The organism is Streptomyces sp. SID14478, from assembly GCF_010548525.1.
Lineage (GTDB): Bacteria > Actinomycetota > Actinomycetes > Streptomycetales > Streptomycetaceae > Streptomyces.
Map to the genome: position 1 here is coordinate 26,409 of NZ_JAAGMG010000516.1, position 14,756 is coordinate 41,164.

Here is a 14,756-nt window from a genome sequence, read left to right on the forward strand (position 1 = left end):
CGGCGGACCGTCGCCCGAACCTGCACGCGGACCCCCCTGCGCACTCGGCGACCCTGAAGCGCCTGGAGAAGTCGTCCGGGGCCCTCGCGGCGCAGGCCATCACGCGCATGGACGAGACGCTGCCCTGGTACCGGGCGATGCCACCGGAGAACCGTTCGTGGATCGGGCTCGTGGCGCAGGCCGGTATCGCCGCGTTCACCGAGTGGTTCCGGCACCCGGACGCCCCGCAGGCCATCTCGACGGACGTCTTCGGCACCGCGCCCCGGGAGCTGACCCGGGCGATCACCCTGCGCCAGACCGTGGAGATGGTGCGCACGACGATCGAGGTCATGGAGTCGGCCATCGACGAGGTGGCCGCGCCGGGTGACGAGAGCGTGCTGCGGGAGGCGCTGCTCGTGTACGCACGGGAGATCGCGTTCGCGACCGCCCAGGTGTACGCGCAGGCGGCCGAGGCGCGGGGCGCGTGGGACGCGCGCCTCGAGTCCCTCGTGGTGAACGCCGTGCTGTCCGGGGAGGCCGACGAGGGCGCGGTGAGTCGGGCCGCGGCGCTCGGCTGGAACTCGCCGGAGCACGTGTGCGTGGTGCTCGGGACCGCGCCCGACGGCGACAGCGAGCTGACCGTGGAGGCGATCCGGCGGGCCTCGCGCCACGCCAAGCTGCAGGTCCTGACCGGTGTGCTCGGGGACCGGCTGGTCGTCATCGCGGGCGGCAGTGACAATCCGCTGGCCGTCGCCAAGTCGCTGATCGGGCCGTTCGCGGCCGGTCCTGTGGTCGCCGGCCCCGTCGTGCCCGACCTGCTGGCCGCCACCCGGTCCGCCCAGGCCGCGGCCGCCGGGCTCAAGGCCTGCGGGGCCTGGCAGGACGCTCCGCGGCCGGTCCTGGCGGACGACGTACTTCCGGAGCGTGCGATCGCGGGCGACCCGGCTGCGCGGGAGCAGTTGGTGGAGGAGATCTACAGACCGCTGGAGGAAGCCGGCTCGGCGCTCCTGGAGACGCTCAGCGTCTATCTGGAGCAGGCGAGCAGCTTGGAGGGCGCGGCCCGGATGCTCTTCGTACATCCGAACACCGTCCGCTACCGGCTGCGACGTGTGACCGACGTCACCGGCTGGTCGCCGTCGGATGTCCGCTCGGCGTTCACGCTGCGCATCGCGCTGATCCTGGGGCGTCTGGCCGACGGGGATCCCCAGTCGTAGGCTTTTGTAGGGGCTCTACAATTCCCCCTGCGGTTCTTCGTCCCTGTCCCCACGGGCGGCCCACACCGTCCACAAGAGAGAGTGTGAGAGTGCTCGTACTCGTCGCTCCCGGCCAAGGCGCCCAGACGCCCGGCTTCCTGACTCCCTGGCTCGACCTCCCCGGTGCCGCGGACCGCATCGCCGCGTGGTCCGACGCCATCGGACTCGACCTCGCCCACTACGGCACGCAGGCCGACGCGGACGCGATCCGCGACACGGCCGTGGCGCAGCCGCTCCTCGTCGCGGCCGGGCTCCTGTCGGCGTCCGCGCTCGGCGACATCACGCCGGGTGCGGTGGCGGGGCACAGCGTCGGCGAGATCACCGCGGCCGCGTTCGCGGGCGTGCTCGACGACGCCGCCGCTCTCCGGCTCGTGCGCACGCGCGGTCTGGCCATGGCGGAGGCCGCGAAGATCACGCAGACCGGCATGTCCGCGCTGCTCGGCGGTGACGTCGAGGTCACCGTCGCCCACCTGGAGAAGCTCGGCCTGACCCCGGCGAACGTGAACGGGGCGGGTCAGATCGTCGCCGCCGGCACGCTCGAGGAGCTGGCCGCGCTCGCCGACGACAAGCCCGAGGGCGTGCGCCGCGTGGTGCCGCTGAAGGTGGCCGGCGCGTTCCACACCCGGCACATGGCCCCCGCCGTGGCGACGCTGGAGGAGGCCGCGAAGGACCTGGCCCCCGCCGACCCCACGGTCACGTACGTCTCGAACAAGGACGGCAAGTCCGTCGCGACCGGCGCCGAAGTGATCTCCCGCCTCGTCGGCCAGGTGGCGAACCCGGTCCGCTGGGACCTGTGCATGGAGACGTTCCAGGAGCTCGGCGTCACCACGCTGATCGAGGTGTGCCCGGGCGGCACCCTCACCGGCATCGCCAAGCGCGCCCTTCCTGGCGTCAAGACGCTCGCCCTGAAGACCCCCGACGACCTCGACGCTGCCCGCGCCCTGATCGCCGAGTCCGCTGAAGCCACGGCCTGACAAGGAGATCCGAGCAGCATGTCGAAGATCAAGCCCAGCAAGGGTGCACCGTACGCGCGCATCCTCGGCGTCGGCGGGTACCGGCCGACGCGCGTCGTGCCGAACGAGGTGATCCTCGAGAAGATCGACTCGTCCGACGAGTGGATCCGTTCGCGCTCCGGCATCGCCACCCGCCACTGGGCCAATGACGAAGAGACCGTCGCCATGATGTCCATCGAGGCGTCCGGCAAGGCCATCGCCGACGCGGGGATCGGGGCCGAGCAGATCGGCGCCGTCGTCGTGTCGACGGTCTCGCACTTCTCGCAGACGCCGGCCATCGCGACGGAGATCGCGGACAAGCTGGGCACGCAGAAGGCCGCCGCGTTCGACATCTCGGCGGGCTGCGCCGGCTTCGGCTACGGCCTGACGCTGGCCAAGGGCATGATCGTCGAGGGCAGCGCCCAGTACGTGCTGGTCATCGGCGTGGAGCGGCTCTCGGACCTGACCGACCTGGAGGACCGCGCGACGGCCTTCCTGTTCGGCGACGGGGCCGGCGCCGTCATCGTCGGCCCGGCCACCGAGCCCGCGATCGGCCCCACCGTGTGGGGCTCCGAGGGCGACAAGGCCGGGACGATCAAGCAGACCGTGCCGTGGGACAAGTTCCACATCGGCGACGTGACGCAGTTGCCCCTGGACTCCGAGGGCAACGTCAAGTTCCCTGCGATCACGCAGGAGGGCCAGGCGGTGTTCCGCTGGGCCGTGTTCGAGATGGCGAAGGTCGCCCAGCAGGCGCTGGACGCGGCCGGGATCAGCCCGGACGACCTGGATGTCTTCATTCCCCACCAGGCCAACGAGCGGATCATCGACTCGATGGTGAAGACTCTGAAACTGCCGGAGCACGTCACGGTCGCCCGCGACGTGCGCACCACCGGCAACACGTCGGCCGCCTCGATTCCGCTCGCGATGGAGCGGCTCCTGGCGACCGGCGAGGCGAAGAGCGGCGACACCGCGCTCGTCATCGGCTTCGGGGCAGGTCTCGTGTACGCCGCCACGGTCGTTACCCTCCCCTAGGCATCCCGTACGGATCACCCGATCCGTACGGCTGTAACACCTGCCGCTCCGCGGCGGGCGCCACACCCTCTGGATACACACCGAAGGAGCGCCACAATGGCCGCCACTCAGGAAGAGATCGTCGCCGGTCTCGCCGAGATCGTGAACGAGATCGCCGGCATCCCGGTCGAGGACGTCCAGCTGGACAAGTCCTTCACCGACGACCTGGACGTCGACTCGCTGTCCATGGTCGAGGTCGTCGTCGCCGCCGAAGAGCGCTTCGACGTCAAGATCCCGGACGACGACGTCAAGAACCTCAAGACCGTCGGCGACGCCACGAAGTACATCCTCGACCACCAGGCCTGAGCCACAAGCTCGCACCTCAAGGTCAGTCGCTCCGCCACCCGGCGGTGGCGCCGCTGAATCCCTCGCATCCGTTGGAGAAAGAATTCCTGTGAGCCCGACCAATCGCACCGTGGTCGTCACCGGTATCGGCGCAACCTCACCGCTGGGTGGCGACGCGACGTCCACCTGGGAGGGTCTGATCGCCGGACGTTCCGGTGTCAAGCCCCTCGAACAGGAGTGGGCCGCCGAGCAGGCGGTCCGTATCGCGGCCCCGGCCGCCGTGGACCCGAGCGAGGTCATCCCTCGCCCGCAGGCCCGCAAGCTGGACCGCTCCGCGCAGTTCGCGCTGATCGCCGCCAAGGAAGCCTGGGCCGACGCCGGTTTCACCGACAAGGCCGGCGACGACCCGGCCGTCGACCCCGAGCGTCTGGGCGCCGTCATCGCGTCCGGCATCGGCGGCGTGACCACACTCCTCGACCAGTACGACGTGCTGAAGGAGAAGGGCGTCCGCCGCGTCTCCCCGCACACCGTGCCGATGCTGATGCCCAACGGCCCGTCCGCCAACGTGGGTCTCCTCGTGGGCGCCCGCGCCGGTGTGCACACGCCGGTCTCCGCCTGCGCCTCCGGCGCCGAGGCCATCGGCTACGCCATCGAGATGATCCGCACCGGCCGCGCCGACGTCGTCGTCTGCGGTGGCACCGAGGCGGCCATCCACCCGCTGCCCATCGCCGCGTTCGGCAACATGATGGCGATGTCCAAGAACAACGACGACCCGCAGGGTGCCTCGCGCCCCTACGACACCGCCCGGGACGGCTTCGTCCTCGGTGAGGGCGCGGGTGTCATCGTCCTGGAGTCGGCCGAGCACGCCGCGGCGCGTGGCGCCCGCGTCTACGCGGAGGCCGTCGGTCAGGGCATCTCCGCCGACAGCCACGACATCGTGCAGCCGGAGCCGGAGGGCCGCGGCATCGCGGCCGCCCTGCAGAACCTGCTGAACAACACGGACCTGGACCCGGCCGAGGTCGTGCACGTGAACGCGCACGCGACGTCGACGCCGGCCGGTGACGTGGCCGAGCTGAAGGCGCTGCGCAAGGTGTTCGGCGACGACACCGACCACATCGCCGTCTCCGCGACGAAGTCGATGACCGGGCACCTGCTCGGTGGCGCCGGTGGCGTCGAGACGGTGGCGTCGGTGCTCGCGCTGTACCACCGGGTGGCTCCGCCGACCATCAACGTGGAGAACCTGGACCCCGAGGCCGAGGCGGCCGCGGACATCGTCCGCGGCGAGGCGCGCAAGCTGCCCGTCGAAGGCCGGATCGCCGCGCTGAACGACTCGTTCGGCTTCGGTGGCCACAACGTGGTGCTGGCGTTCCGTTCGGTCTGAGTGCTCGGCTGACCGTTCGGTCGTACGCGAGAGTGGGCCCGCCCCGGGTTTCCGGGGCGGGCCCCCGCCGTTGCTCACGAGGCTCTCGGGGCCCTCTGATGCTCGGCTCGCGGGGTTCTCGAAGCCTCTCAAGACTCCCGAGGACCGCTACACCCCCTGCTCGGGGCCGCGACACCACCTGCTCGGGGCCGCGGCACCACCTGCTCGGGGCTGTTACACCACTTGGTGGAGCCAGCGCACGGGCGCGCCCTCGCCCGCGTAGCGGAAGGGCTCCAGTTCGTCGTCCCAGGGCTTGCCGAGGAGCTTGGCCAGCTCGGACTCCAGGTCCGTCTCGCCGCCCTTGGAGCGGGCCAGAGCGGCGCGCAGACGGTCCTCGGGGATGAGGATGTCGCCGTGGATGCCGGTGACGGCGTGGAAGATGCCGAGTTCGGGGGTGGCGCTGTAGCGCTCGCCCTCCGCTGCCGCGCAGGGTTCCGCCGTCACCTCGAAGCGCAGCAGCTGCCAGCCGCGCAGCGCGGAGGCCAGCTGGGCCGCGGTGCCCCCCTCACCCCGCCAGGAGAACTCCGATCTCCAGGTACCCGGCGCCGCGGGCTGCCGGATCCAGTCGAGGCTGACGCGCGCGCCGAGTACGCCCGCGACCGCCCATTCGACGTGCGGGCACAGCGCGCGCGGTGCGGAGTGCACGTACAGAACTCCACGTGTCGTCACCGGGACCTCCAGTGTGGGTCGAGGTTCGCCTTCCCCAGCGGCCTCGCGCCCGTGCCGAGCCTTCTTCCCTCTGCCCGGACCGACAAGCTCCAGACAAAAAGGGACACATCTGACGTGTTGTAATTTAGCGGAACCGGTACAGCGGGGTCTCACTGGGTCGACCGGGGACCCCGGGGCGAGGCTATCGCGCAGCGGTGCAAGGAGTGTGACGTACTGTCGGTCCCGGGGCGTACAAACGCCGACCTTTCACCCGGCGGGGCGCAACCCCGGCCCCACGTACGGCGTCAGCCTGGTCGGTACGGGTGCGAAAAGGCGACAGCGGGTGACGGAAGGGACGACGGGATGCGGAAGCGAAGGCACCGGTCAGCCGCCCCGCGCGGCGCGGTCCGGGCGACGGTGGCCACCGTGGCCGCGACCGTGCTCGGACTCACGGCGCTCACCGCGTGTGACGCCTCCGGTGACAACTCCCCCGGCCCCCAGGGCTCCACGGCCGCCGCGAAGCCGTCGCCGAAGCCCACTCCGACGTGGGACACGAGTCCGCGGTCGGTTGCCGCGGTGGGTGACTCGATCACGCGGGGATTCGACGCCTGCAGCGTGCTGTCGGACTGCCCCGAGGTGTCCTGGGCGACCGGCACCGACGCCCAGGTAAAGAGCCTGGCCGTGCGACTGCTCGGCAAGGGCCGCGCCAGGACGCACAGTTGGAACTACGCGCAGACCGGAGCGCGGATGGCCGATCTGCCGGGCCAGATGGAGCGGGCCGCGGCCGTGCGCCCCGAACTGGTGACGGTCATGGCCGGCGCGAACGACGCCTGCCGGTCGACGACCGACGCGATGACGTCCGTGGCCGGCTTCCGGGCCGACTTCGAGGAGGCGCTGCGGCAGTTGCGCGGCGAGGCGCCCACGACGCAGGTGTACGTGATGAGCGTGCCGGATCTGAAGCGCCTGTGGTCCGCGGGGCGCGGCAATCCGCTGGGCAAGCAGGTGTGGAAGCTGGGGATCTGCTCCTCGATGCTGGCCGATCCGGACGCCACCGACCTGGCGGCCACCGAGCGGCGCGACACGGTGCAGCGGCGCGTCGAGGCGTACAACGCCGTGCTGAAGGACGTGTGCGCGAAGGACAAGCGGTGCCGGTACGACGACGGGGCGGTCTTCGCCTACCGGTTCGGGGAGGGCGAGTTGAGCCACTGGGACTGGTTCCACCCCAGCAAGGGCGGGCAGGCGCGGCTGGCGACGCTGGCGTATCGCGGGGTGACCGCGAAGGAACCGGGCGCCTGACGGGGCCTGGGGCGGGCGTAGGGTCTCGATCATGCGCAGTGAACTCTTCGACGCCCTGTCCGACGGCACCGACGTCCACCGCTGGACCCTGGAGCGGGACGGGGTGCGCGTACGGGTCCTGACCTACGGGGGCATCCTGCAGTCGGTCGAGGCGCCCGACCGGGACGGGGCCGCGGGCGGGCTCGTGCTCGGGTTCGACGATCTGGCCGGGTATCTGGCCCGTCCGGAGCCCTACTTGGGCGCCCTGGTCGGGCGGTACGCGAACCGGATCGCGGGCGGCCGGTTCCCGCTCGACGAGCGGATCTACCACCTCGCGCAGAACAACGGCCGCAACGCGCTGCACGGCGGTGAGCGCGGTTTCGACAAGCGCGTGTGGGACGCCGAGGCGGTCGGCGAGCACGCGGTGCGTCTTCGCCGCGTCTCCCCGCACGGCGAGGAGGGCTACCCCGGGCGGCTGGAGGTCTCGGCGACGTACGCGCTGGAGGAGGGCGGGGCGCTGCGGATCTCGTACGAGGCGACGACCGACGCCCCGACGCTCGTGAACCTCACCAATCACAGCTACTGGAATCTGGGCGGGCCCGGCTCCGGGAACGCGACGGGCAGTCACACGGTGCGCATCGACGCCGGCCGGGTGACCGTGGTGGACGACGAGTTGATCCCGACGGGTGCGGCGGCGGAGGTCGCCGGGACGCGGTTCGACTTCCGGCAGAGCCGGAAGGCGGGGGCCGGGTACGACCACAACTACGTGCTCGACAAGGGCGTCACGGACCGGGCCGTGGGCGTCGCCGAGTTGCACCATCCCGGGTCGGGGCGGGTGCTGAGCGTGGCCACGACCGAACCGGGGCTGCAGTTCTACACGTCCGACCACTTCGACGAGACGCTGCCGTTCGCGCCGGGCGACGGGATCGCCCTGGAGACGCAGCACTTCCCCGATTCGCCGAACCGGCCCGACTTCCCGTCCACCGTGCTGCGGCCGGGCGAGGTCTACCGGTCGCAGACGGTGTACGGGTTCGGGGTGCGCGGCTGAGCGCGCGCGGCGGCTCACAGGGGCGGCGGGGTCAGGTGCCGCCGCCCCTGAGCAGGGGGGGCCGTCAGGCGATGAGCGTCTCGCTGACGCGCCCGTCGGTGAGCGAGCGCCCGGCGGTCAGTTCGTAGGGACCCGCCTGGTGCGCCCATGCGCCCGCGCTCTCGTCCCAGATCTCGAAGGCGCGGCGCGGGAGTTCGACGACGGCCTCGACCGCCTCGCCGGGGGCGGCGAAGACGCTGGTGAAGCCGGCCAGCCAGCGGGCCGGGCGGGCCGGGTCGGGCTCGCCCGGGGCCAGGTACAGCTGGACGGTCTCGCGGCCGGGGCGGGCGCCGGTGTTGCGGACCCGGACCGTCGCGGTCGTGCCGCTCACGTCGAGCGACTCGTACGTCCAGTCGGTGTAGCCGAGGCCGTGGCCGAACGGGTACGCGGGGGTGGCGCCGGCCCTGTCCCAGGCGCGGTAGCCGATGAACACGCCCTCGCTGTAGGCGAGTTCGCCGTCCGTCGGGGTGGTCCGCGTGACCGGTGCGGAGGCGAACGCGCCCCAGGTGGTGGGCAGTCGGCCGCCCGGCTCCTCGGCCCCGAGCAGGACGTCGGCGAGCGCGTCGCCGCCTTCCTGGCCGGGGAACCAGCTGAGCAGCACGGCCGCGACGTCGTCACGCCACGGGAGTTCCACCGGGGAGCCGGAGTTGACGACCACCACGGTGTTCGGGTTGGCGGCGGCGACGGCGCGCACCAAGTCGTCCTGGCGGCCCGGCAGTTGGAGGTCGACGCGGTCGAAGCCCTCGGACTCGACGCGCTCCGTGGTGGCGACCACGACGACCGCGACCTCGGCGCCGCGCGCGGCCTCGACGGCCTCGGCGATCAGCTCGTCCGCACCGCGGCGCGGGCCGAGGTGCGTGAAGGTGAACATGATGGCGGGCAGCGGCATGGCGAGGGACTTGTCCAGCGGGTGGAGCAGGGAGACCTCGACGGGCTTGCCCGCGTCCAGGTGCACCTTGCCGCGCTCCACCGGGGCGCCGAAGAACGCCTCGAAGGGGTCGGCCTCGTCGCCCATCGGCTGGACGCCGTCGTAGAGGACGGTGCCGTCGACGGTGAGCTTGTAGGCGCCGAGGCCGCGGGTGCCGAAGGCGTGGTCGCCGCTCTCGCGCGGGGTGAACGTGCCGGTGACCTCGATGCTGTGCAGGGCCTCGTGGGTGACCCCGGCGGGCAGGTCGTCGCCCAGCCACTGGACCTGGCCGTTGGGCAGGGAGCCTTCGCCGAGGACGGTGCCGTCGGCGTCGCGGCAGACGGCGCGCAGCACGAACCCCTTGTCGGCGGGGGCGAGTTCCTCGCTCGGGTCGGCGCCGACGCAGTAGGTGAGCGAGCCGTCAGGAAGAGCGGCGCCCAGGCCGTCGAGCGGGGAGACGATGCGGGCGGGGAAGACGGTGGCGGAGCCGCCGCCGAGGACGCGGGCGTCGCGGGCGGCCGCGCCGATGAGGGCGATCCGGGCGTCCGGACGCAGTGGCAGCACACCGGAGTTGCGCACGAGGACGAAGGCGCGGCGGGCGACCTCGCGGGCCAGGGCCTCGCCGTCGATCCCGGCCGGGGCCTCGGGGACGGCTGGCTCGGCGCCTTCGAGGACGCCGACGCGGGCGGCGAGGCGCAGCACGTTGCGCACGGCGTCGTCGACCTCGGACTCCTCGACGTCGCCGGCGCGGACGGCGGCGGCGAGCGCCGGACCGTAGACGGTCTGCGGTCCGGGCATCGCGACGTCCATGCCGCCCTTGATGTCGCCGACGGTCGAGCGGGCGGCCATCCAGTCGGAGACGTTGAAGCCGTCGAAGCCCCATTCGCCGCGCAGGACCTCGTTCACGAGGTAGCGGTGCTCGGTCATCGTCGTGCCGTTGACCTGGTTGTAGGCGGTCATGATGCCCCACGGGTGGGCGTTGGCGACGATCGCTTCGAAGGGGGCCAGGTACAGCTCGCGCAGGGCGCGTGGGGAGACGATGTTGTCGACGGTGAAGCGGTCGGTCTCCGCGTCGTTGGCGACGAAGTGCTTGACCGTGGTGCCGACGCCGCCGGACTGGACGCCCTGGACGTAGCCGGTGCCGATGGCGCCGGTCAGGTACGGGTCCTCGCTGTACGCCTCGAAGTGGCGGCCGCCGAGCGGGGACCGGTGCAGGTTCACGGTCGGCGCGAGCAGGACGTGGACGCCCTTGCGGCGGGCCTCCTGGGCGAGCAGCGCGCCGGCCCTGCGGGCGAGCGAGGGGTCCCAGGTCGCGGCCAGGGCGGTCGGGGACGGCAGGGCGATCGAGGGGTCGTCGGCGGTCCAGCGCACGCCGCGCACACCGATCGGGCCGTCGGACATGACCAGCGACGCCAGGCCGATCTCGGGGATCGCGGGCAGCGACCACATGTCCTGGCCGGCCAGCAGCCGCGCCTTGGTGTCGAGGTCGAGCTTGCCGAGCGCGGCCTCGACCACCGCCTCCCGCGCCTGCGCCTTCTCGTCGCCCACCTGGTTCGCCATGCCGGCACCTCCTCGTCGAAGTCTGAGCTCCTCCATCCTGCACCCGTTACCTGTAGAGTGGTAGGTTTCGTTATTTTGCCGTTATAAAAGCTGGCCGGGGGCGCCCCCGTGATGTCGTACGGTGACGGCATGAGCAGCACCAGAAGCGCCAGGAGCGAGGAACGCCGGGCCGAGATCCTGCGCGCCGCGCTCGAGGTGATCGCCGAGCGCGGCTACCGGGGCGCGAGTCTGGCGGCGGTCGCCGAGCGCGTGGGGCTCACCCAGCAGGGGCTGCTGCACCACTTCCCGACCAAGGAGGCGCTGCTCGTCGCGGTCCTGGAGGAGCGGGACCAGTGGGACGCGGTGCCGAACAGCCAGTGGCGGCTCGACCTGCTCGGCTCACTGGTGGAGTACAACGCGATGCGGCCCGGGATCGTGCAGACCTTCTCGGCGCTGCTCGGGGAGTCGGTCACCGAGGAGCATCCGGCGCGGGAGTTCTTCACGCGGCGCTACGCCGGGGTGCGGGCGTCGATGACGGAGGTGCTGCGCGCCGAGTACGGGGAGCGGCTGCCGGGCGGGCTCACGCCGGAGCGGGCCGCGCCGCTGCTGGTCGCGGTGATGGACGGGCTGCAGTTCCAGTGGCTGCTGGACCCGCAGGCCGTGGACATGCCCGGCGCGTTCCGGGACTTCCTCGACCTGCTCGCCGGCCGGGCTAGTACTGGTCCCAGCTGACGGCCAGCGCCTTGCTCACCGCGCACACCAGGGCGAGGACGACCGCCCAGACGTACGCGCCGGAGAGCGCCAGGGCCACGACTCCCGCGCCGAACCAGACGAGTTCGAAGCCGACGCGGGTCGCTCCGCGGGTCTTCCAGCGGGCCTTCGGGGAGCCGAAGAGGCCCCAGGTCGTGATCATGACCGCGAGCCCGGCGAGGCCGAGGAGCCAGGCCAGCGGGGCGGATACGTCGCGGGTGAAGCCGTAGGAGCCGACGGCCGCGAGGGCGGCGAGCTCCACGAGGAACAGGACGCCCATGTTCGCTGTCTTCATGCGGTCAGTCCTCGTGACGTCTCGTCCGCTCCGTCGGCGTGCGGCGCCGGGCGCGGGTCGTTCGTGGTGGCTCGGGTCGTCCCCCGCGCCCCCGGCGGCGCGTTCTCCTCCAGGTCGCGCACCATGAGCGTCGCCCCCGCCACCGCCCCCGGCATCAGGAACACCGCGACGAACGGCACGAGGAAGGACACCGCCAGCGGTGCGCCGAAGCCCCAGGCCAGGCCCTTGCGGGTCCTCAACAGGGCCAGCCGGTCGCGGAGTTGGACGCCGCGGCGCTGCAGCGCCACCGCCGTGAGCTCCTCCGTCAGGAAGAAGCCCGTGACGAAGAAGCCGAGGACCGGGACGACCGTCTGGCCGACGAAGGGCACGAAGCCGAGCGCGAACAGGAGGATGCCCCACAGACCGGCCCGGACCAGTACCCGCAGGCTGTCGCGGGCCGAGATCCACAGCTCGCGCCACAGGGGCAGGCCCGACTCGGGGGCGTCCCCGCCCTCCGCCCGGTCGACCTCCTCGGACAGCGACTCGTAGAAGGGCTGACCGATCAGGAGGGTCACGGCGGTGAAGGTGAGGACCGCGAGCAGCAGGGCCAGGGCGAACAGCACGACCGTCAGGAATCCGCGGAACAGGCCGGCCCACGGGGAGGTCCAGTCGTCGGCGAACGGGGTCGCCCAGGTGATGAAGTCGCTGCCCCACAGGGCGAGACAGACCAGGGCGGCCACGTACAGGACGAGGGTGATGAGTCCGGGCAGCAGGCTCCAGCCGTACCGCTTGCCGTGCCGGGCAACCCAGCGCTGCCCCTTCATCAGATAGCCGAAGCCCGCCCCGAGATCACGCATGGCGCAAACCTTACGGGACGGGCCGACGGCGTCCGACGGTCAGACGGAGAGCGTGACCGTGATGTTGCCGCGGGTCGCCTTGGAGTACGGGCAGACCTGGTGGGCCTTCTCGATCAGGGCCTGGGCGGTGGCCGCGTCGGCGCTCGGGATGTTCGCCGAGATCTCGACGATGAGGCCGAAGCCGTCGTCGTTCTTGCCGATGCCGACCTTCGCGGTGACGGTCGAACCGGTGATGTCGGCGCCCTCCTGGCGGGCGACGACGGCCAGGGCGCCCTGGAAGCAGGCGCTGTAGCCGGCCGCGAAGAGCTGCTCGGGGTTGGTGCCCGCGCCCGAACCGCCCTGCTCCTTGGGCGGGTTGACGACGACGTCGAGCTTGCCGTCGTCGGTGGAGACGCGACCGTCGCGGCCGTTCTCGGCGGTGGCTACGGCGGTGTAGACGACGTCGGACTGCGTGATGGCCATGACCGGCTCCCTCATACGCTTGATTTCGGTGGGCGGAATCAGGTTACCGAATCATGGAACCACGGGGTGTGACCGGGGTCACTGGCCCAGCTTCACGACCATCTTTCCGGTGTTGTCGCCGCGCAGTTGGCCCAGGAAGGCCTCCAGGTTGTTCTCGATGCCCTCGACGACCGTCTCGCGGTACTTGAGCTCGCCGGAGCGGACCCAGGCGCCGACCTCCTGCACGAACTGCGGCTGCAGGTCGTAGTGGTCGCCGACGAGGAAGCCCTCGATGCGGCCGCGGGTCTGGATCAGGCGGGAGAGGTTGCGCGGGCCGGGGGCCGGCTCCGTGTTGTTGTAGACGGAGATGGCGCCGCAGATGGCGATGCGGCCGTCGCGGTTCAGGCGGGCGATGGCGGCCTCCAGGTGGTCGCCGCCGACGTTGTCGAAGTAGACGTCGATGCCGCCGGGGGCCGCCTCCTTCAGCTGCGTGTGGACGTCGCCCGTCTTGTAGTTGAAGGCCGCGTCGAAGCCGTACTCCTCGATGAGGAGCTTGACCTTCTCGTCCGAACCGGCCGAGCCGATGACCCGCGAGGCGCCCTTCAGCTTGGCGATCTGGCCGACCTGGCCGCCGACCGCGCCCGCGGCGCCGGACACGAAGACGCTGTCGCCCTCCTTGAAGGAGAGCGTGCGCAGCAGGCCCGCGTACGCGGTGAGGCCGGTCATGCCGAGCACGCCGAGGTACGTCGACAGGGGCGCGGCCTCGGGGTCGACCTTCACGGCCTGCTTGGCGTCGAACGTCGCGAACTCGCGCCAGCCGAAGAAGTGCAGGACGTGGTCGCCGACCGCGACGCCCTCGTCGTTCGAGGCGATGACGACGCCGACCGCGCCGCCCTGCATGGCCTTGCCCAGCTCGTACGGCGCGACGTAGGACTTCGCGGCGCTCATCCGGCCGCGCATGTACGGGTCGACCGACACATAGAGGTTCTTGACCAGGACCTGGCCGGGGCCGGGCGCGGCCACCGGGGCCTCGCGCAGCGCGAAGTCCTCGGGCACGGGCCAGCCGACGGGGCGGCTGATCAGGGCCCACTCGCGGCCGGTGGCGGGGATCTGGGGGGTGTCGGCGGGCATGCGCTGGGTCCTTACCTCACGGGGTCACGACAGGGAAAAGTATTTCAGTACGTGAAACAACCATGCTCCTGAATATTTCACGATGTCAAGTAACTGGGTACGCTGGACGCCATGACCGCCACCCGTCCCCGCCGTACGGACCCGCTCACGCTCGAAGTGGTCGAGCTGATCGGGGACGTCGTCGCGCGCTACTACCAGGAGTACGAGGAAGCGGCCGCGCGGCACGGTCTGACCGGCGCGCAGGCGCGGGTGCTGAGCCTGCTGGCGCTGGACCCGCTGCCGATGCGGCAGGTCGCGCAGCGACTGAAGTGCGAGCCGTCGAACATCACGGGGATCGTGGACCGCCTGGAGGCGCGGGCCCTCGTGGAGCGCCGGCCCTCCCCCGGCGACCGGCGCGTGAAGGTGGCGGCGCTCACGACGGAGGGCGCGCGGGTGGCGCGCAGCCTGCGGGAGTCCCTGGACTTCGCGCGCGAACCGCTGGCCGGCCTCTCCCGGGACGAGCGTCTCGCGCTGCGGGACATGCTGCGGCGGATGGTCGGGGTGGACGGGGCCGCCTGAGACCGGCCTAGGTGCACCACCACAGGAAGCGGTCGCACGTCTCCGACGGGGAAGGGGACGCGGTCGGGGCGGAGGACGTCGGGCGCGGGGTCGTGCCGGCCGGGCTGGACGTCGACGGGGAGCCTTGGGGTGAACCGGCCCTGGAAGAGCGCGAGTTCACTGGGGCGGCCGAGCCGGTACCCGCGCCCTGCGACGGCTGCGCGCGGTGCCGCGCCGTCGGGGACGCCGAGGGCGACGCGGAGGCACTGGGCGGCGAGGAGAGGCTCGGCGCGGGCGCACCGGAGGACGG

General features: G+C 72.0%; 16 protein-coding genes. 10 read left to right on the top strand and 6 right to left on the bottom strand.

All coding sequences use genetic code 11. From position 1 onward, the window contains the following. Nucleotides 1-20 precede the first annotated feature (20 nt). The 5 genes from fasR to G3I40_RS16835 all read left to right on the top strand — a co-directional run bounded on the left by fasR (nucleotide 21) and on the right by G3I40_RS16835 (nucleotide 4,961). A complete protein-coding gene (gene fasR, locus G3I40_RS16815) occupies nucleotides 21-1,193 on the top strand; it encodes a fatty acid biosynthesis transcriptional regulator FasR (protein ID WP_164302978.1) in 1,173 nt (390 codons plus the stop codon). 89 nt (nucleotides 1,194-1,282) lie between these two features. After that, complete coding sequence (locus G3I40_RS16820; protein ID WP_164302963.1) at nucleotides 1,283-2,206, top strand: ACP S-malonyltransferase; 924 nt, start codon at nucleotides 1,283-1,285, stop codon at nucleotides 2,204-2,206. Nucleotides 2,207-2,224: 18 nt separating this feature from the next. Then, a complete protein-coding gene (locus tag G3I40_RS16825) occupies nucleotides 2,225-3,256 on the top strand; it encodes a ketoacyl-ACP synthase III (RefSeq protein ID WP_164302964.1) in 1,032 nt (343 codons plus the stop codon). Between the two features lie 96 nt (nucleotides 3,257-3,352). Then, nucleotides 3,353-3,601 (top strand): acyl carrier protein, encoded by a 249-nt coding sequence (locus G3I40_RS16830; protein ID WP_103834200.1) that lies wholly within the window; start codon nucleotides 3,353-3,355, stop codon nucleotides 3,599-3,601. Nucleotides 3,602-3,689: 88 nt separating this feature from the next. Then, nucleotides 3,690-4,961 carry a beta-ketoacyl-[acyl-carrier-protein] synthase family protein gene (locus G3I40_RS16835; protein ID WP_164302965.1) on the top strand — a complete coding sequence of 424 codons (1,272 nt, stop codon included), beginning with the start codon at nucleotides 3,690-3,692 and terminating at the stop codon, nucleotides 4,959-4,961. Between the two features lie 213 nt (nucleotides 4,962-5,174). Here the strand turns inward: G3I40_RS16835 and G3I40_RS16840 are convergent, their stop codons facing one another. Further along, on the bottom strand, nucleotides 5,175-5,669 hold the full coding sequence (locus tag G3I40_RS16840) for a DUF3145 domain-containing protein (protein ID WP_164302966.1): 495 nt from the start codon (nucleotides 5,667-5,669) through the stop codon (nucleotides 5,175-5,177). A 342-nt stretch (nucleotides 5,670-6,011) separates the two neighbouring features. Between G3I40_RS16840 and G3I40_RS16845 the strand changes: the two genes are divergently transcribed. Beyond that, entirely contained in the window at nucleotides 6,012-6,944 is a 933-nt protein-coding gene (locus tag G3I40_RS16845) for an SGNH/GDSL hydrolase family protein (protein WP_164302967.1), read from the top strand. A gap of 31 nt (nucleotides 6,945-6,975) precedes the next feature. After that, nucleotides 6,976-7,971 (top strand): aldose epimerase family protein, encoded by a 996-nt coding sequence (locus tag G3I40_RS16850; protein ID WP_164302968.1) that lies wholly within the window; start codon nucleotides 6,976-6,978, stop codon nucleotides 7,969-7,971. 64 nt (nucleotides 7,972-8,035) lie between these two features. Here G3I40_RS16850 and G3I40_RS16855 read toward each other — a convergent pair whose 3' ends face one another. Further along, nucleotides 8,036-10,477: a glycoside hydrolase family 3 C-terminal domain-containing protein gene (locus G3I40_RS16855; protein WP_164302969.1), complete on the bottom strand. Its 2,442-nt coding sequence runs from the start codon at nucleotides 10,475-10,477 to the stop codon at nucleotides 8,036-8,038. 111 nt (nucleotides 10,478-10,588) lie between these two features. Here G3I40_RS16855 and G3I40_RS16860 point away from each other — a divergent pair, with 111 nt between their 5' ends. Then, entirely contained in the window at nucleotides 10,589-11,188 is a 600-nt protein-coding gene (locus G3I40_RS16860) for a TetR/AcrR family transcriptional regulator (RefSeq protein WP_164302970.1), read from the top strand. Here G3I40_RS16860 and G3I40_RS16865 read toward each other — a convergent pair. The 4 genes from G3I40_RS16865 to G3I40_RS16880 form a co-directional block, all read right to left on the bottom strand. Continuing rightward, entirely contained in the window at nucleotides 11,169-11,501 is a 333-nt protein-coding gene (locus G3I40_RS16865) for a YrdB family protein (protein ID WP_164302971.1), read from the bottom strand. The genes G3I40_RS16860 and G3I40_RS16865 overlap by 20 nt on opposite strands. Then, on the bottom strand, nucleotides 11,498-12,337 hold the full coding sequence (locus G3I40_RS16870) for an EI24 domain-containing protein (RefSeq protein WP_239091777.1): 840 nt from the start codon (nucleotides 12,335-12,337) through the stop codon (nucleotides 11,498-11,500). The genes G3I40_RS16865 and G3I40_RS16870 overlap by 4 nt, the downstream gene beginning before the upstream one ends. 39 nt (nucleotides 12,338-12,376) lie before the next feature. Then, nucleotides 12,377-12,799, bottom strand: coding sequence for an organic hydroperoxide resistance protein (locus G3I40_RS16875; RefSeq protein ID WP_164302972.1), 423 nt, complete (start codon nucleotides 12,797-12,799; stop codon nucleotides 12,377-12,379). Nucleotides 12,800-12,877: 78 nt separating this feature from the next. Beyond that, the gene (locus tag G3I40_RS16880) at nucleotides 12,878-13,909 is read right to left on the bottom strand and encodes an NADP-dependent oxidoreductase (RefSeq protein WP_164302973.1); all 1,032 of its coding nucleotides are present in this window, start codon (nucleotides 13,907-13,909) and stop codon (nucleotides 12,878-12,880) included. Between the two features lie 111 nt (nucleotides 13,910-14,020). Here G3I40_RS16880 and G3I40_RS16885 point away from each other — a divergent pair, with 111 nt between their 5' ends. Further along, complete coding sequence (locus G3I40_RS16885) at nucleotides 14,021-14,467, top strand: MarR family transcriptional regulator (protein WP_164302974.1); 447 nt, start codon at nucleotides 14,021-14,023, stop codon at nucleotides 14,465-14,467. Nucleotides 14,468-14,478: 11 nt separating this feature from the next. Continuing rightward, a partial coding sequence (locus G3I40_RS16890) for a hypothetical protein (RefSeq protein WP_164302975.1) occupies nucleotides 14,479-14,756 on the top strand: 278 nt, incomplete at its 3' end.